Source organism: Streptomyces sp. NBC_00986 (assembly GCF_045162565.1).
Taxonomy (GTDB): domain Bacteria; phylum Actinomycetota; class Actinomycetes; order Streptomycetales; family Streptomycetaceae; genus Streptomyces.
Map to the genome: position 1 here is coordinate 8029674 of NZ_CP108733.1, position 17283 is coordinate 8046956.

General features: G+C 71.8%; 13 protein-coding genes and 1 pseudogene. 6 read left to right on the forward strand and 8 right to left on the reverse strand.

Going from position 1 to position 17283, the window contains the following annotated elements:
- Positions 1 to 44: 44 nt before the first annotated feature.
- Both OG504_RS35940 and uppS read right to left on the reverse strand, forming a co-directional pair.
- Positions 45 to 1535, reverse strand: coding sequence for an oxygenase MpaB family protein (locus tag OG504_RS35940; RefSeq protein ID WP_405993521.1), 1491 nt, complete (start codon positions 1533 to 1535; stop codon positions 45 to 47).
- Positions 1532 to 2245, reverse strand: a complete 714-nt coding sequence (gene uppS / locus OG504_RS35945) for a polyprenyl diphosphate synthase (RefSeq protein ID WP_405993522.1) — start codon at positions 2243 to 2245, stop codon at positions 1532 to 1534. The genes OG504_RS35940 and uppS overlap by 4 nt, the downstream gene beginning before the upstream one ends.
- 270 nt (positions 2246 to 2515) lie before the next feature.
- On the opposite strand from uppS, the gene OG504_RS35950 reads away from it, so the two are divergent.
- From OG504_RS35950 to OG504_RS35965, 4 genes and pseudogenes are all read left to right on the forward strand, one after another.
- On the forward strand, positions 2516 to 2713 hold the full coding sequence (locus tag OG504_RS35950) for a type II toxin-antitoxin system VapB family antitoxin (protein ID WP_405996525.1): 198 nt from the start codon (positions 2516 to 2518) through the stop codon (positions 2711 to 2713).
- Positions 2710 to 3114: pseudogene (locus tag OG504_RS35955) on the forward strand (PIN domain nuclease); the annotation flags it as partial. The gene OG504_RS35950 and the pseudogene OG504_RS35955, both read left to right, overlap by 4 nt.
- A 550-nt stretch (positions 3115 to 3664) precedes the next feature.
- On the forward strand, positions 3665 to 3919 hold the full coding sequence (locus OG504_RS35960) for a hypothetical protein (RefSeq protein ID WP_405993523.1): 255 nt from the start codon (positions 3665 to 3667) through the stop codon (positions 3917 to 3919).
- Between the two features lie 69 nt (positions 3920 to 3988).
- Complete coding sequence (locus OG504_RS35965; RefSeq protein WP_405993524.1) at positions 3989 to 4474, forward strand: hypothetical protein; 486 nt, start codon at positions 3989 to 3991, stop codon at positions 4472 to 4474.
- A gap of 7 nt (positions 4475 to 4481) precedes the next feature.
- Here OG504_RS35965 and OG504_RS35970 read toward each other — a convergent pair whose 3' ends face one another.
- From OG504_RS35970 to OG504_RS35980, 3 genes are all read right to left on the reverse strand, one after another.
- Positions 4482 to 5324, reverse strand: a complete 843-nt coding sequence (locus OG504_RS35970; protein ID WP_405993525.1) for a DUF1932 domain-containing protein — start codon at positions 5322 to 5324, stop codon at positions 4482 to 4484.
- Between the two features lie 241 nt (positions 5325 to 5565).
- Positions 5566 to 7017: a GAF domain-containing protein gene (locus OG504_RS35975; RefSeq protein WP_405996526.1), complete on the reverse strand. Its 1452-nt coding sequence runs from the start codon at positions 7015 to 7017 to the stop codon at positions 5566 to 5568.
- Positions 7014 to 8054, reverse strand: a complete 1041-nt coding sequence (locus tag OG504_RS35980) for a rod shape-determining protein (RefSeq protein WP_262057666.1) — start codon at positions 8052 to 8054, stop codon at positions 7014 to 7016. The genes OG504_RS35975 and OG504_RS35980 overlap by 4 nt, the downstream gene beginning before the upstream one ends.
- 318 nt (positions 8055 to 8372) lie before the next feature.
- Here OG504_RS35980 and OG504_RS35985 point away from each other — a divergent pair, with 318 nt between their 5' ends.
- The gene (locus OG504_RS35985; protein ID WP_405993526.1) at positions 8373 to 12014 is read left to right on the forward strand and encodes a S8 family serine peptidase; all 3642 of its coding nucleotides are present in this window, start codon (positions 8373 to 8375) and stop codon (positions 12012 to 12014) included.
- Between the two features lie 48 nt (positions 12015 to 12062).
- Here OG504_RS35985 and OG504_RS35990 read toward each other — a convergent pair whose 3' ends face one another.
- Genes OG504_RS35990 through OG504_RS36000 form a run of 3 tightly spaced genes read right to left on the reverse strand, consistent with a single transcriptional unit; the run spans position 12063 to position 16247 of the window.
- A complete protein-coding gene (locus OG504_RS35990) occupies positions 12063 to 13709 on the reverse strand; it encodes a carboxyl transferase domain-containing protein (protein WP_405993527.1) in 1647 nt (548 codons plus the stop codon).
- Positions 13702 to 15147 carry an acyl-CoA synthetase gene (locus tag OG504_RS35995; RefSeq protein ID WP_405993528.1) on the reverse strand — a complete coding sequence of 482 codons (1446 nt, stop codon included), beginning with the start codon at positions 15145 to 15147 and terminating at the stop codon, positions 13702 to 13704. Before OG504_RS35995 ends, OG504_RS35990 begins: the two co-directional genes overlap by 8 nt.
- 59 nt (positions 15148 to 15206) lie before the next feature.
- Positions 15207 to 16247, reverse strand: a complete 1041-nt coding sequence (locus OG504_RS36000) for a MerR family transcriptional regulator (RefSeq protein ID WP_405993529.1) — start codon at positions 16245 to 16247, stop codon at positions 15207 to 15209.
- A 156-nt stretch (positions 16248 to 16403) separates the two neighbouring features.
- Between OG504_RS36000 and OG504_RS36005 the strand changes: the two genes are divergently transcribed.
- Positions 16404 to 17282 carry a RimK family alpha-L-glutamate ligase gene (locus OG504_RS36005; protein ID WP_405993530.1) on the forward strand — a complete coding sequence of 293 codons (879 nt, stop codon included), beginning with the start codon at positions 16404 to 16406 and terminating at the stop codon, positions 17280 to 17282.
- Position 17283 lies beyond the last annotated feature (1 nt).

The following is a 17283-nucleotide window of genomic DNA, read 5'->3' on the forward strand; positions in this document are numbered from 1 at the left end:
GTATACGTCGGCCGACACATTTGCCGGGAATGCGCGGCGGGTGGTCACGCCTGGGCGAGCAGCGGGTCGTACGGGGTCGAGCGCTGTCGGCCGGACATGAAGGACAGGAAGTCCTTGACGAACGCGCTGCGGGTGTACGCGCCACCTGTGCCTGTGCCTGTGCCTGTGCCTGTGATGTCGCGGTGGAACGCGGTCCGGAACAGGGCCCGGTACTCGTCCGCGTCGATGCGCTGGTTGCCGTCCTTGTCCGTGACGTCGAAGAGGACCTCGGCCACCCTGATCAATGCGGGTCCGGCCAGGGACGGCGTGGCCGCGGCGTACTCCTGGGCGCTGACGCGGCCGTCGCCGTCGGTGTCGAGGGCGCTCTGGAGTTCCCGCCACCAGTCGGCGTAGGCGTTGTAGAGCCTGGTCTCCTCGGGCTCGCCGAGGTCGAGGCGGGTGGACAGCTCGCGGGCCATGGCGGCGAGGTCCGGCCAGTCCAGGTAGCCGTCACCGGTCTGGTCCAGCACCTCCCGGAAGAACTCCTCCGCGTCGCGCCGGATCCCTCCGGGCGCGCCGGGCTCCGGTCCCGGTTCCGGGGCGAAGGGCGTGACGAGCCGGAGGAAGGCGCCGGCTCGCTTCATCTTGTCGTGCAGGGCACGGACGGTCCGCGCGCGGGGGTCGTCACTGTCGGGGGAGAGCGACAGCAGGTCGGCGATGTTCTCGGCCCGGATCCAGCCGTCGGGCAGGAAACGGGCCAGTCCTACGGTCAGGTACGCACTCTGCATCAGCGTCTGGGCGCCGGGCAGTTCGGGCAGTCCCGCCCGGCGCCGGAACGGCTCGGGCAGCGAGGCCACGGTGATGGCTCCCATGACCGGACCGCCGACCGCGCGGCCGAGTGCCCACAGGGTGGGCAGACCGTTCAGCAGCGGCGGAGCGGGAAGGTGGTCGAAGAGCTTGTAGAGGATGATGCGCATCGCCTCCGTGTTCTCCAGCTCCTCCTCCACCACGCGGTCGTAGTACCGCCAGAACTCGTGCAGCGTGGGAGGCAGTTGACCGGCGTCGTCCCCCAACACGACGAGGAACGCCTGGAATTCGGTGTACAGCCGCTCCATGGCCCGCTGTTCCAGGGGCTGTCCGCTCAGCCGGAACATGGTGACGGTGCTCTCGAACAGCGTCGCCACCACCCAGGCGCGCGCCTCGGGGTCCAGCGCGTCGTACGGCCGGCCGTGGGCGTCGGCCCCGTTGAGCCGCGCGTGCAGCCGGTTGAGCCGCGCGGCCTCCCGGTGCCGTACGTCGTCGGCGCCGAACATGCGCTGCAGGCTCAGGAGGGTGTTGTACAGCCTGCGCCAGGGGTGGGCCACGAACGTGGAGCTGTCGATCAGGGCGGCGCCGATCTGCGGATGCGCGGCCTCCAGCACGGTCGCCCGCACCACGGCCAGCGCCCAGCGCGGATCGTTGAAGGACTCGTCGAACTGCGAGCCCGGGCCGAACACGGGCGCCAAGTCTTCAGCCGTACGCGGCTGTTGGGGGATGCCGGAACCTGCGTCGGTCACGATCGAAGTTCTCCGTTCGGGAGGGGCGGGACACCGCCGAAACGGCGTTCGCGCTGCCGGTAGGTGTGCAGGCACTCCAGGAAGTGCGGGGCGCGGAAGTCGGGCCACAGCACCGGGGGGAAGACCCATTCGGCGTACGCGACCTGCCACAGCATGAAGTTGGAGATGCGCTGTTCACCCGAGGTGCGGATGACCAGGTCCACATCGGGGGTGTCGGGGAAGGGCAGATGGGCGGCGAAGGTCTGCTCGGTCACGCCGTCGGCCGGCACGCCGTCGCGGATCAGCGAGCGCGCGGCCTCGACGATGTCCCGGCGCCCGCCGTGATCGAAGGCGACGGTCAGTGTCAGGCCGCGGTTGCCGGCGGTGAGCGTCATCAGGTCGGCGAAGTCCCGGGCCAGCGCCGGGGGAATACGGGGATCGGTGACACCGAGGAAGCGGCAGCGGATCCCCCGCGCGTGCAGCAGCGGGGCGTGCTTGCGCACCACCCGGCGCACCAGCCGCATGAGGAAATCGACCTCGGCGCTCGGGCGCCCCCAGTTCTCGGTCGAGAACGCGTACATGCTCAGCCACTCGACTCCGGCCGCCCGCGCCGCCTCGATGACGTCGATCGCGGTCGTCTCCGCGGCACGGTGCCCGGACGTACGCGGCAACGACCGCTGAGCCGCCCACCGCCCGTTCCCGTCCATCACACACGCGACATGCCGCGGCACCGCACGCGGCCCCTCACCGCCCGCCCGCCGAACACCGGAACCAGAACCCCCGACGACCTGCCGAACTGCCACGCCCGCCCCCCGACAGCACAGCTCATCGAGCTGATCCGATCACCCCGACCAGCGATCACCTCGATCAGCGATCACCTCAACCAGCGTGTCAGCGACCGGGGTTGTGCCAGGTGGGAGTTCCGGGACTTCACTCTTGGTACTTCCGTCCGAATCGGGGTGGGGTGACGGCCAGGACCGACGGCCCGGATCGACGAGGCGCTGGCCGAGGCCGTGCGGCTCATGGGTGCCACGACGAAGAAGGAGACCGTCAACGCGGCCCTTCGGGACTACGTGGCGCGGATCAAGAGGCTTGAGGCCGCGGAGAAGCTGGCGGCGCGCGGTGCGCGGGGCGAGTTCGAACAGGCCGCGGCGGCGCACGACGCGGGCAGGCGTGCCCGGCGCGAGGGCTTTGAGTGATCACATATCTGGTGGACACCTCGGCTCTGTGGCACCTGTTCCGCGCCCCGGGCGCATTGCGCCCTTGGGAGGGACACATCGCCGCCGGGGTGTTCCACATCTGCGAGCCGACACGCACCGAGTTCCTCTACTCGGCGACCAGCCCGTCCCATCGGGACGAGCTCGCAGAGGAACTGGACGCGCTCTGCCAGCTCTCACCGGTCCCCAAGAACGCATGGCGCTGGGTCGACACCGCCCAGTACAAACTGACCCAGCAGGGCCGGCATCGCGCGGCGGGGCCGATCGATCTGCTGCTGTGTGCGACGGCGGTGCATCACGGGCACACCGTTCTCCATGTAAACAACGACTCCGAGACGGTGGCCGGGGTGCTCAAGGAAGTGCAGCAGCGGGATGTGCGGGCCCGACCGCGTGGGAGCGGCCCGCATGTCGGCCGGTCGTCCACCGTTGCCCAAGTCGCCTTCCCGAGGCTGCGAGAAGATCTACTCCCGTAGGCGACTACGGCAATCGGCGTAACTCCCCGCCAACCCCGATCCCGACGGTTCCATGACGGTCGCAAGGGGCAACTCCCTTCCATCGATGCCCAATTGGCTCGGCTGTCCGGGGGGATTGCTGGTGAGTGGGAAGACGTGGACGTACCCCAACGGGGCGGTTGTCCGGGTGGCTGACGCCAAGGCGCCACGGCCTCCGCAACCCGAGGGGAAACCGGCTCCGGCAGCCACGGGCGCAGCCGCGGGCGCGAGTGCGGGCGCCGGTGGGAGCGGTGGTGGACGTCGGCGGAAGCGAAAGGCTGCGCGGCGGGCTCAGGCCGTGCAATCCGTGCAATCCGTGCAGTCCGCGCAACGCCAAGCGCGAAAGCCGCGTGCGGCCGATGCCGCGCGAGATGCGGCACGCGATGGGGCGGCCCGTGGAGTCGCCGATCCGTCTTTCGTCCAGGCCCCCGCCTCGGTCTCCGTGCCCCGGCCCAAGGTCCGGCAGACAGCCCTCCGGCCGCCCGGCCCGGGGCCGCTCCCCGAGCGGGAGCGCGAGCGTTACGGCGACGAGTACGCGGACCCCATGAAGCTGCTGCTGGCGAAGATCTCCAGCGGGCAGCACATAGCGGCCGCGGGGGAGCGGTCCGGGCGTGGGGACCGGGACCCGGCGGAGGAGGAGTGGCGGGCGTATGACCGGCGTGGCCCGTACGGGCAGGAACGGCGTCGGCGGAACTGAGTCCCGCGCCGACGCGTCGGCGCGGCGAACCGCTTGAACAGCCGCCCCACCACCCCCGTACCCCCTGTCATGACCCACCACCAGACACCGCAGTCGTCACCCCGCCGAGGACACACCTCCCGCCTCCGCCAAGGCGCCGCGCTCGCCCTGCTCCCGCTGGCCGTGGCCTGCGGCGGGGGTGAGGACAGCGCCGAGGGAAGGCGGAAGGCGACCCCGACCGCCGTGACTGCCGCCCCGGAGGCCGGAGTTGTGGCCCCCGCCAAGGTCGAGGTGATCGCCGGTCTCACCGGCTGCACCGCCGAGATCCGGATCGAGGCGGAGGAACTGCGCGAGGGGCTGTGCCGTACCAAGCAAGGGGAGTACCGGATCACCACCTTCCCCGAGGAGCGGTTCAAGGTGACCTGGCTGGACAGTGCCGCCATCTACGGCGGCAAGTACCTCGTCGGTACCCGCTGGGTCGTCAGTGCGGTGCCCGAGTTGCTGGAGGGGTTCCGGTCCCGGCTCGGGGGGACCGTGCAGGAGCTGCGGAGTATGGGACCCACCGTGGGGTCCTGAGCCTGAGTCAGTCCTCCGTCCTCAGGTGCGCCAGTACCTCCTCCAGCGGCAGGTCGTAGTCGTCCTTGTCGTCCGTCCACCGGCGCAGCACCGCCGCCGCGCCCTCCGCCATGTCCGCCGGCAGTCCCGCCGTGCGCAGAGTCGCCGCGATCTCCTCCAACTCCGGTGCCCAGCGCCAGGCCCGGGCGGCGACGCTGGGGAGCTGGTCGGTCTCGGCGAGGATGTTGGACGTCAACGAGCCTGCCTCACGGGCGAGTTCGGCGGCCACGCCGTGGTGCGCGGCAAGGGCGTGGGATACGGCGGCCAGGACGCGCGCCGACTTCTGGTACGACGCGTACGCCATTTTCAGCGCCGACGCGGCACCGACCTCCGAGTCCAGGGGGCGGGCCGCGACCTGCGTGTCCTCGAACGACCCCGCCACTCGGGCGACTTGCTCCCCGTCGCCGCTCAGGTACAGGCGTGGCGCGCTGCCCGGGCCGGGCGGGCCGCCGACGATCGCGCCGTCCAGCATCAGCACACCGCGTTCCGCGCACGCCGCCGCGATACGCCTCGTGCGGTCCGGGCTGATCGCGTTCGCCTCGACGTACACGCCCCGGAAGGGGTGACCGAGGACCTCTCGCGCCACCTCCTCCGCCGCGTGCGGCGGGCACACCGACAGGACGAAGTCGCTTACGGCCAGGGCGGATTCGAGGGACTCCGCGGGCTCCAGGCCTGCCTCGCGGGCCCGTTGGAGGCTGGCGGGGCTTCGGCCCGTCGGGACGTACAGGACCCGGGTGCCCGTACGGGTCGCCTCGCCGCCGACTCTCGCGCCCATGGCGCCGGGATGCAGCAGGGTGAAGGTGGTCGTCATGGGTCTCACCGTACGGACTTGATGTTGTTGGGAGTCGCGAGGACGAGTGTGGGGCATAGGAGAGGGGCATAGGAGATATGAGCCTCGGGAGGGCGCCATGAACCGACAGATCCGCGTTCGCGTCAGTCGCCGGCCCATCACGCCTCGCGACGACACCATCGACCGCAGGACGCCGTCGGGGCGGATCCTGCCCTACTGACACCCCGCTTCCTGCCCTACCGACACCCCTCCGGCGCCGCTCTCACAGCGGCGACTGCCAACGGACCGTCGTGCCGCCACCGCCACCGCCGCCGCTGCCGTCACCGGTCCCTCCGTCGTCGTACACCCTCAGTCGTACGGCGTCCCGGCCGTCCGGCAGGGGCGTCGTCACGTCGATCGTGATCTCCAGACGGGACACGTCGGCGCGGCCGGACGCGGTGGTGAGGGCGCGGCGGAGGACGGCGAGGAGGTGGGCCGCCACCTGGTCGGGGACGACGGTGTCCACCGGGCCCTCGAAGCGGGTGGAGGGCTGGAAGCCGAGCACGGCCGACGCGCCGGCCACCTCGCGAAGTACCTTGCCGCGTACGCCCGTTGGGGCCTCGGCCGGGGGCTGTTGCAGGGCGAAGATCGCGGTGCGGACCTCCTGGATCGTCGACTGGAGTTCGTCCACGGCACGTCCGAGGAGCTCGTGGGCCTGGTCGGTCTCATCCGTCCTGCGCTGGGTGGACTCCAGCAACATGCCCGTGGCGAACAGGCGTTGGACGACCAGGTCGTGCAGATCACGGGCGATGCGGTCGCGGTCCTCGTACACCGCGAGGCGCTCCCGGCTGTGCTGCGCGTCGGCCAGGACCAGCGCGAGCGCGGCCTGGGACGCGAACTGCGTTGCCAGCAGGCGTTCTACGGCCGTGTAGGGGCGGTCGCCCGGGCGGCGCGGGAGAGCCAGGGTGCCGATGAGGCGGCCGTCCGCCTGGAGCGGGAGCATCATGCTGGGGCCGAACCGGTGCCGTACATGCGTCGTCATGCGTGGGTCGGTCGCCGAGTCGTCGATGAACACCGGTTCGCCGCCCAGGAGTTGGACCAGGACGGGGCTGCCGGGCTCGATGGTCGTACCGACGATGTCGCCCGGGTCGTCGTGGGCGGACGCGGTCACGATCTCCATGCCGCCGGCAGCCGTGCGCTGCAGGATCACGCCCGCGGCGGCGTCGGCGAGGGCCCGCGCGCCCTCCGCGACCGTCTTCAGCGCGTCGGCCGCGGTCTCGCCGGTGAGCAGGGCGGTGGTGACGGCCGCCGCGCCCTCGATCCAGCGTTCGCGCTGGCGGGCCGTCTCGTACAGGCGGGCGTTGCCGATCGCGATGCCGGCCTGGGCGGCGAGGACGTGCAGGAGCTGCTCGTCCTCGGCGGTGAAGGGGGCGGAGTGGTGCTTACCGGCCAGGTGGAGGTGGCCGAACACCTCGTCGTGAACGTGGATCGGCACGCTGAGCACCCCCGCGGGCGGCGGCTCGGCCCCGCCCGTGCGGATCTCGGTGAGGCCGTCCTGCCCGGGGTCCGTGGTGCCGAGCGCCGCGTACCGCGCGCCGGTCAGCTCGGCGGCGCCGTCCACGATGTGCTGGAGCGTGGTGCGCAGTTCGAGCTCGGAACCGACGCTCAGGACGGCTTCGAGGAGGCGGGAGAGGTCGGGGACGCCGTCACGCGGATCGGCCCGGTCCCGGCTCAGGTGGTGGCCAGCGGGTCCAGGACCAGCGGCTCGATCTTGCCCTCCAGCATGTAACCCAGGCCCTGTACGGCACACACGTCCGGCCGCTCGGCGATGTGCACCGGCATCCCGGTCGCCGCGCGCAGCATCTGGTCGAAGCCGGGGAGCAGCGCGCTGCCGCCGACCATCATGATCCCGCGGTCCGCGAGGTCGGCCACCAGGTCCGGCGGGCAGTTGCGCAGCACCCGGCCGATCCCGTCGAGCACGGCGGTCAGCGGGGTCTCGATCGCGTCCCGTACGGCCGCGGTGTCGACCCGTACGGAACGCGCGAGACCGCTCGCCACGTCCCGCCCGTGGATCTCCGTGGTGGTCGGGCCGTGCGGGGTGAGACCGTTGCCGGACAGGGCGACCTGCAGCGGTCGTACGGACTGGCTCGGGAGCATCAACTCGTGCTCGTGGCGCAGGTGTTGGACGATCGCGTGGTCCACGGCCTCACCGCCCACCGGGATGCGTTCGGCGGTCACGATCGAGCCGAGGGAGAGCACGGCGACCTGCGTCGCGGCGGCCCCGCACACCATGATCATGGTCGCCTCGGGCCGCTCGACGGGCAGCCCGCAGCCGACCGCGGCGGCGATCAGCGTGTCGACCAGCTCCACCCGGCGCGCCCCGAGCCCGACCAGCGTCTCGATCGCTGCCCGCTGCGCCAGCGGATCGGCGTCGTGCGGGGTGCAGGCCGCGGCCCGCAGCCGGGGCTTGCGGCGCAGCGCGCGGCGCACCTTGTCGCCGATCAGGTGCCGCAGCATGCGCTGCGCCATCTCGATGTCGACGACCGTCCCGCCGGACACGGGCCGGACCACCCGGATGTAGTCGGGCGTACGGCCCGTCATCTTCTCCGCGAACTCTCCTACGGCGATCAGCGCGCCGGTCCGCGTGTTCACGGCGGCGGCGGACGGCTGGTCGACGACGAGCCCGGCGCCCTTGACGTAGACACGGGTACGGGCGGCACCCAGGTCGACGGCGAAATGGCAGCGTCGCAACTGCTCCAGACTGACGGTCATGGCAGGTTCTCCCGAGAGCGCGGACCGGGGCTTCGCCGGGCGGCGGGCCTCTTTCGCATCGTGCGGGGGTGAGGGAGCGGGCGCGCCTTGTGGTGGGCCGGGTGGGGTGCCGCTGAATGGGGGTATTTGTCCGTAATCACCGAGTTAAAGAACGCGTAAGGGGCAGTGGGGGACGTCCTCGTGACACCGCGTTGGCGGGAAACCGCCGGGGCGTCAATCCGCCAGCCCCATTCAACTCCCTTGCGCCACAAGGGACACGACACTCTTCGCAGCACTCGACGACTCGACAACTCGGCGGTTCGACGAAGAGGGGCGTGCATGAGCAGAGGAAGCAGAGGACCAGTCAGACGCGGGGCGGTACTGCTGTCGGCCGGGCTCGTGGTCGCACTGCTGCCGGCGGCACAGGCACAGGCGGCCACCGCCACCCCGGCCACGAACACCACCCCCACCACGAGTCCCACCCGTACCGTCACCCTCGTCACCGGCGACAAGGTCACCGTCACCGACCTCACGGGCGGCCGGAAGACCGTGAGCGTCGAGCGCGCCCAGGGCGCCACCGGAGCCGTCCGCACCCAGATGGCGAACGGCGCCATAACCGTCGTACCGGACGAGGCTCTCCCCTATCTGCGGGCGGGCACCCTCGACCGGCGCCTCTTCGACGTGAGCGAGCTGCTGCGGCAGGGGCTCGCCGATCAGAAGACCGCCGAACTGCCGCTGATCGTGACGTACGACAAGGTGGCACAGGCCGCGACCCCACGCGGCGCCGAGCGGACGCGGACGCTCGCGAGTGTGCGCGGGGCCGCCGTCGACGCGGACAAGGGGCGCGGGTTCTGGAGCGCGTTCACCCGGCAGGACGGGGTGCGGAAGGTCTGGCTGGACGGGCGGGTGACCGCCGACATGGCCGAGAGCAACGCGCAGATCGGTACGGCGCACGCCTGGGAGGCCGGGCTGACCGGCAAGGGCGTCACAGTCGCCGTACTGGACACGGGAGTTGACCTCTCGCATCCCGACCTCGCCCAACGGGTCTCCGTCACCAAGAGCTTCATCGACGGCGAGGACGTCGCCGACCGCAACGGACACGGCACGCACGTCACCTCCACCGTCGGTGGCAGCGGAGCCGCATCCGCCGGACAGGAGAAGGGAGTTGCCCCGGACGCCACCCTCGCCGTGGGCAAGGTGCTCAGCGACCAGGGGTCCGGGAGCGAGTCGCAGATCATCGCCGGGATGGAGTGGGCCGCGCGGGACGTGCACGCCAAGGTCGTTTCCATGAGCCTCGGTTCGACCGAACCCAGCGACGGCACCGACCCCATGGCCCAAGCCGTGAACACCCTCTCCCAGGAGACCGGCGCCCTCTTCGTCATCGCTGCGGGCAACACCGGCACCCCCTCCTCCATCGGCTCACCCGGCGCCGCCGACTCCGCGCTCACCGTCGGCGCCGTCGACGCGAACGACCAGGCCGCCTACTTCACCAGCACCGGACCGCGCTACGGCGACAACGCCCTCAAGCCCGACCTCTCCGCACCCGGCGTCGACATCCTCGCCGCGCGCTCCCAACTCGTCGACGGCAGTGGGTACTACACCTCGATGAGCGGTACGTCGATGGCGACGCCGCATGTGGCGGGGGTGGCCGCGCTGCTCGCCCAGGAGCATCCCGACTGGACCGGCGCGCGGCTCAAGGACGCGTTGATGTCCACGTCCAGGCAACTCGACGCGTCCGTGTACGAGTTGGGCGCCGGGCGGGTGAACGTGCCCGATGCCGTGGACGCCCGGATCGCCGCCACCGGCAGCGCCGGCCTAGGCTTCTACAGCTGGCCGTACGACGCGAACAAGCCGGTCACCAAGACCCTCACCTACGCCAACTCATCTGACGCCGATGCCCACTTGAGCCTTGCCGTCCAGGGCGCCCCGGCCGGTGTCGCCACCCTCGCCGACTCCACCCTCACCGTGCCGGCGCACGGCACCGCCTCCACCACCCTCACCGGCGACGGCGCGAAGGCCGAGGTCGGGAACACCAGCGGGCAGGTTGCCGCCTCCATCGCCGGAACTCCCGTAGCCCACACGGCGTTCGGGCTGGTCAAGGAGGAGGAGCGGTACACGCTCACCGTCCACGTGAAGGACCGGGACGGGGCTGCCACGGCCGCCGACCTGGTGGTGCAGCGGCTGGCGCAGGGTTACGACCCGTACCCGGAGGCTGTCGGCGACTCCGGGACGCTCAAACTCCGCCTCCAGCCCGGGACTTACAGCCTGACCTCGTTCCTCGACGTGCGCGGCAGCCACGGCGCCGACTCGCTCGGGCTCGGTTTCCTCGCGGCGCCGCAGATCACCCTCGACCGGGATCGCGAGGTCACCCTGGACGGGCGGCGGCTCAGAGAGGTCTCCGCGAGGGTCCAACAGCACACAGAGACACGGCAGTTGGTCATGGAGTACGACCGGAACGCGAACGGCTCCGATCTCTTCGGCGCCGTCCAGGTGCCGGTGATGTACGACAGCGTGTTCGCGGCCCCGACGGACAAGGTCACCCAGGGCAGCTTCGAGTTCCGGACCGTGTGGCGGCTCGGGAAGCCGCTGCTGGAGGTCAAGGGGGTCGGTGAGGCCGTCGTGCAGTCGGGTGGCACGCTGATCGAGGGGCACAGTCGGCTGCCGTTGGTGGATGTGGGGGACGGTCCCGTCACCGGTGCCGTCCGGGGACGCGCGGTGCTCGCCCACCTCGCCGACGGCGATGGCGAAGGCGCCGATCCGGTCGCGCTCGCGCAGGCCGCCCAAGACGCGGGCGCCAAGGCGTTGTTCGTGACGGACGACATGGCCGGGCGGCTCAGCGCCTGGTGGGGAGCGGACGACGGTTCCGACCGCACGCTCCAGATCGCCTCGGTGAACGCGGCCGACGCGGCACGGTTGCGGGCGGCGAAGACGGTCGACATGACGGGGACGCGCAACACGCCCTACACGTACGACCTTTCAGCGGGACACCAGGGCGCGATCCCGGACGCCGACCTGACCTACGCGCCCAGCAGTCGTCAACTCGCGGTCCTGGACACGAAGTTCCACGCGGCGAAGCCGATGAGCGGCGGGGAGTTCCGTTACTCGATCACCGATGCCTTCCCCATCGGGCTCGGTTTCCGGGAGCGGATCGACTATCCGGCCGAGCGGACGGACTACGTGTCGACCGGCCCCGGCCAGCGCTGGTCGGAGTCCGTGACGGTCGGGGACGGCACGCTGGAGGAGCGCAGCGGGCTGGTCCAGTACACGGGCGGGACGCATCGCACCCTCGACTGGTTCAAGCCCGTGTGGCATCCATGGCTCGGCACCGGGCTCGGGTGGGGGCAGCAACGGTCGGGAAACCAGCTCCAGTTCAACACTCCGGGCTGGGGCGACTCCGGGCCCGACCACACCGGATTCGGCGATGCGTGGAGCGCCGACAGCGGCATGACCCAGACCACCCAGGTGTACCGGGACGGCACCCTGGTCGACAGCCGCACGAGCTCCGGCGCCTACGACTGGGACGCGCCCGCCGACGAACACACCTACAAGGTCGTCACCGACACCGCCCTCGACCCCGCCCGCTGGGAACTCTCCACGCGGGGTCACGCCGAGTGGACCTTCAACTCCTTGGCCACGCCTGCCGATCGCTGGACCTTCCTGCCCCTCCTCAACCTCGCCTTCGACATCGACACCGACCTCGCGGGCGATGTGCGGGGCGGCGGCCGGGTGCCGGTCGGGATCAGCGCCGCGTACGTGGTGGGCGCGCCGGACACGGGGACGATCGTCGGCGGCACGCTCCAAGTGTCGTACGACGACGGGAAGTCGTGGCGGACGGTGAAGCTCACCGGCGGCCATGCGTCGTGGCGCGGCACCCTCACCGTGCCCCGGGATGCTCAGTACATCTCGCTGCGGGCCACCGCGACCGACGACCAGGGCGGTTCGGTCCGACAGGAGATCATCCGGGCGGTGGGAGTCCGGTAACGCAGACGGGCGGCGCCGTCTCCTTGGGAGGGGAGACGGCGCCGCCGCTCACACCGGCCGCGTCCGGATCACGCCCAACTCCGCCAAGTCCTGCGGCCGGATGTGGAGTTGGTCAGCCGTCGACGCCGCCTCCTCCGGCGGCCGCTTCAGGATCGCGGCGGCCGACTCCGGGGCGATCACCGAGAAGTAACTGTCCGGTGTGGCCCAGGTGTTGCCCGGCGCGGCCAGCGCCAACGCGCCGCCGGAACCGCCCTCGCCGATCAGGAGAGTGGTCAGCGGAGTCCGGGCTGACGCCACCGCGCCGAACAGGTCGGCGATCGCCGCGCCCGCGCCCTGCCGTTCCGCCTCGGCGTCGTTCGCCGCACCCGGGGTGTCCACCAGCGTCAGCACCGGGATGCCGAGCCGGCCCGCGAGCCGGATCAGCCGGGCGGCGGTGCGATAACCGGCGGGACGGGTCGCCGTCCCCGCCTGCGCGGCATACGCGACCGTCCGCCCCTCCCGCTCCCCGAACCCGCACAGCATGCCCGCGTCGGTGCCCCCGCACCGGTCGCCGCTGATCGCGAGCCGGTGAGTGAAGTAGGCATCCAAGTAGCTTGCCGCGCGGGGGCGTTGAGGCGAACGGGCGCGCTGCACGGCCTCCCATCCGGTGGCCGGGAGATCGGCCGCGACGCGCTGCACGGCCTCTTGCGCCGGCACTGGTGGGCCGGCCGGCGTGCGCTGAGTCGACCGGTCGCGCCGCTCTGCATCCCGCCCGATCCCCGGGAGGTCGGCTTCGGCATGCCGGGCCGGTCCGGAGTCCTCTGCCGCGCCTCGCGCGCTCTCCGGGAGGTCGGTGCCGCTGTGCTGGGCCAGTCCGAAGTCTTCCACCGCGTCCCGTTCGGTGCTCGGGAGGTCGACGTTGGTGTGCTGGGCCGATCCGGCGTCCTGCACCGCGTCCCGCGCGGTCGTCGATGGACCGGCCAGGGTGTGCTGAGTCGACCGGTCGAGCGCCGCAGGCACCGGCGCCTGCCCGCCCCACGGCGTGGTCAGCAGCCGCAACCACCTCCCCAGGGTCTCCTTCAACTGCTCCGGTTCTACGACCGCGTCGGCCGCGCCCGCCGCCACCTGGGCCTCGGCGGTGTAGGCCGTCGGGTCCGCGTCCGGGGGTCGGACGCGGGAGCCCGCGAAGCCGACCTGGGCGCCCGGCAGGGCCAGGATCACATCGGCGCCCGCGCCGAGCGTGGCCCAGCCGCCGCCCGTGGTCGGGTCGCGCAGTACCGCGATCTGGGGGAGGCCGGCCTCCCTCGTGAGTACCGACTGGCGTGCCACGCGCTGGAGTTGGGTGAGGGCGATCATGCCCTCCTGCATCCGGCTGCCACCGGTGGCGACCAACGGCACGACCGGCAGCCGGTGTTCACGGGCGTACGTGTACGCCGCCTCCAGACGGTCCCCGGTGCGTTCGCCGAGCGAGCCGCCGAGGTAGCCGAACTCGAAGGCGATCAGCACCGCTTGCGTGCCCGACACCGTCGCCGTGCCGCAGATCACCGACTCCGACTCACCCGTGCGGTCGGCGGCGCGGGCGCGCGAGGCGTCGTAGCCCTGCCAGGCGAGAGGGCCGTCGGGCTTGGACTCCCTTGCCGGGTACGGGAGTTCGGTGAAGGTGGTGTCGTCCGTGACGAGGGCCAGGGTCTCGCGCGCGGACAGGCGGTCAGTCATGGGTCAGGGAACGCTTCAGGATCTTCCCCATGTCGTTGCGGGGGAGTTCCGTGATGTGGTGGACGACGCGGGGGCGCTTGTGCGGCGCGAGGCGGCTTGCCACATGGTCGGCCAACTCGGCCAGCTGTGGCGGGGATTGGGGGTCGCTCGGCACGATCCAGGCCACCACCCGCTCGCCCAGGTCGGGGTCCGGTTCGCCGGTGACGGCGGCCTCGCGGACGCCGGGGTGTTCGAGGAGCGCGTTCTCGATCTCGCCCGCGCCGATCTTGTAACCCCCGCTCTTGATCAGGTCGGTGGCCTTGCGGCCGACGATCCTGACGTAGCCGTCGGGGTCGCGCACGGCCATGTCGCCGGTGCGGAACCAGCCGTCGGCGGTGAAGGCGGCGGCCGTGGCGTCGGGCCGGTTGAGGTACTCGGTGAAGAGGTTCGGGCCGCGCACCTGGATCTCGCCCACGCTCTCACCGTCGTACAAGGGAAGAGGTGTGCCGTCCTCCTCGACCAGCCGCAACTCCACACCGGGCAGGGGGACTCCGACCGTTCCGGCGCGCGGCTCACCGTCCGCCCGGACGCTGGTGTTCATGAGGGTCTCCGTCATGCCGTAGCGCTCGATCACGCGGCGGCCGGTCGCCGACGTGATGCGTTCGTGGTCGTGGACCGGGAGCGCGGCCGAGCCGGAGACCAACAGGCGGGCGCGGCCTAGGGACTTGGCGAGTTCAGGGTCGTCGGGGAGGGTCTCGGCGATGCGGTGGTACATCGTCGGGACGCCGAACATCATGGTCGCGCCGTCGTTCAACTCCCGTGCCACGCCCTCCGTGCTGAACCTGCCGAGGTGCCGCACCGAACCGCCGCGCCGCAGCGGGCCCAGGATCCCCAGCACCAGCCCGTGCACATGGAACAGCGGCAGCCCGTGCACGAGGACGTCGTCGCCGGTCCACTCCCAGGCGTCCGCGAGGGCGTCCAGAGTGGAGGCGATCGCCCGGCGCGGGATGACGGCGCCCTTGGGCGGGCCGGTGGTGCCGGAGGTGTAGACGACGAGAGCCGGGTCGTCGTCGTCGGGGGAGACGTCGGGACCGTCCACCCCGGCAGCCCGCACCTCGACGTCGACGCGCTCCAAGTGCCGTAGCGGAGACGGGAGTTCATCACCCGGTGCGGCCAGGATCAGGGTCGGGGCGCTGTCGGAGAGGATGTGGCCGAGTTCCTTCTCGCCCGACTTCGGGTTGAGGGGGACGGCCGCGACTCCCGCCCGCAGCACGGCGATCACGGCTACGGCCGTCTCCAGCGAGGGGGTGGCCCAGACGGCGACCCGGCCGGTACCCGCGCACCGGGCCGCGAGGGCGTCCGCCGCCGCGGCCAGCTCCGCGTAGGTCAGGGACCGGTCGCCGAACCGGAGAGCGGGCTGCTCGCCCGGGTTGGTCAGGGCCGGGAAGAGGGTGGACACGCGGCGCACTCCTTAGCCGTCGGGGCAACGGTCCCCAGGTGCCGGGGACACCCCCGTTCCTACACCACGTCCGCCACCACACAGCTGACGTTGTCCGGACCCCCGGCCTCGTTCGCCGCGTCGACCAGGGCCCGTACCGCCTCCTCCGGTTCCGGGCTCGCGGTGAGGAGTTCGCGGATCCGGTGCTCCGGGACGACCGCGGTCAGGCCGTCCGAGCACAGGAGGTAGCGGTCGCCGCGGCGGGTGTCGTGGAGTTTCAGATCGGGGGTGCCGTTCGTCAACGCCTTGAGCAGCATGGCGCGTTGGGGGTGGGAGCCGGCCTCCTCCGGCGTCAGCCGGCCCTCGTCGATCAGCGACTGGACGACCGAGTGGTCGTGGGTGATCCGGAACAGGCCGCCGTCGCGCAGCAGATACGCGCGCGAGTCCCCGATGTGCACGAGCGCCAGCTTCGAGCCCGTCCACAGCAGCGCGGTCAGGGTCGTGCCGTTCTCGGCGGGATCGGCCACGTCACGGACCGCGTCGGTGGCGCCCCGTACCGCCTCCTCCAGGAGGTTGAGCACATTGCCCGCCGGTACCTCCTCGGTGTCCAGGAAGCGCAGCGCCTCCACCGCCGCGCCGCTCGCGGGCGCGCCCGCCGGGCCGAACCCGTCGGCGACCGCGAGCAGCCGCGTGCCCGCGTACGCGGTGTCCTGGTTGGAGGGGCGGACCAGGCCGCGGTCCGAGTGGGCGGCGTAACGCAGTTCCAGCATGGTGGTGTCCTTTCCCGGTACGGCTGTAGCGGCCGCGAGATGGTCGACGAGGAACCCGGCGAGATCCCGCCGCACCGCCGTCTCCGCCTCGACCCGGGCCCAGAAGGCACGGATCTCGCGGGCGGCGGCGGCCGGTTCGAGAGCACACACCGCGCGGATGTCCGCCAGCGGCATGCCCAGCCGCCGCAGCCACGCGACCAGCCGCGCCCGCTCCAGCTGTGCCACCGCGTAGTACCGGTATCCGCTGTCGGGATCCACGCGGGCCGGCCGCAGCAGCGCCAGCTCGTCGTACAGCCGCAGCGCCTTCGGCGAGAGCCTGCACGCCCGCGCGAAGGCCCCGATCGTCAGCATGTCTCCCGTACCGCCCATGTGCGCCTCGACCTCGTTTCGGTTCCGTCACCGATGCTGGGGCTTCACCAAAGGGGAAGGTCAATCCGGTTGCCGCGGTTGCGGGGCGGCCGGTTAACCTGCGGATCTGTCCGCAGTCCGTACGACGATGGAGGCCCCGTGCCGCGAATCGCGCTCGCCACCTACGACCCCGGACCGAAGCCCAGCAAGGACCGTGACCTCCCGGTGCTGGTGGAGGCGTTGCGGGCGGCCGGGGCCGAGGCCGTCGGGGTGCCGTGGGACGACGCCGGGACCGACTGGGGCACGTACGACCTCGTGCTCATCCGCTCCACCTGGGACTACAGCTGGCGCCCCGCCGAGTTCGTGGCCTGGGCCGAGCGGGCCGCGAAGGCGACACGGCTCGCGAATCCGGTGCAGGTCGTGCGGTGGAACACCGACAAGCGCTACCTCGGCGACCTCGCGGCGGCCGGCGTGCCCGTCGTGCCGACCCGCTATCTCGCCCCCGGCGACCCGGCCGACCTCCCCGACGACCACGAGTACGTGGTCAAGCCGACCTCCGGCGCGGGCGCGCGCTTCGCCGCCCGCTACACGCCCGACGAGCACGGGACCGCCGTACGACAGCTGGAGCGCATGCACGCGGAGGGGCTCACCGCGATGGTGCAGCCGTATCTGACGAATGTGGACGTCAGCGGGGAGCGGGCGCTGCTGTTCTTCGGCGGGCGGTTCGTGCACGCCTCTCGGAAGGGGGCCGTGCTGGCGCGCGGGACGGCGTACGACGACGACAAGGTGTCCCACCCGGACCTGGAGCCGTGGACCGCGACCGAGGCCGAACTCTCCGTCGCCGAGCGGGCGTTGGCCGCCGTACCGGACGCTCCGGAGCTGCTGTACGCGCGCGTGGACCTCGTCGACGGGCCGGACGGCGCGCCGTGTGTGATGGAGCTGGAACTCGTCGAGCCGAACCTCTTCCTCGATCTGCATCCGGAGTCGTCGTTGACTGCCGTGGTCGAGGCGATTCTGGGGGCGGCCGCCAGTCGCTGAT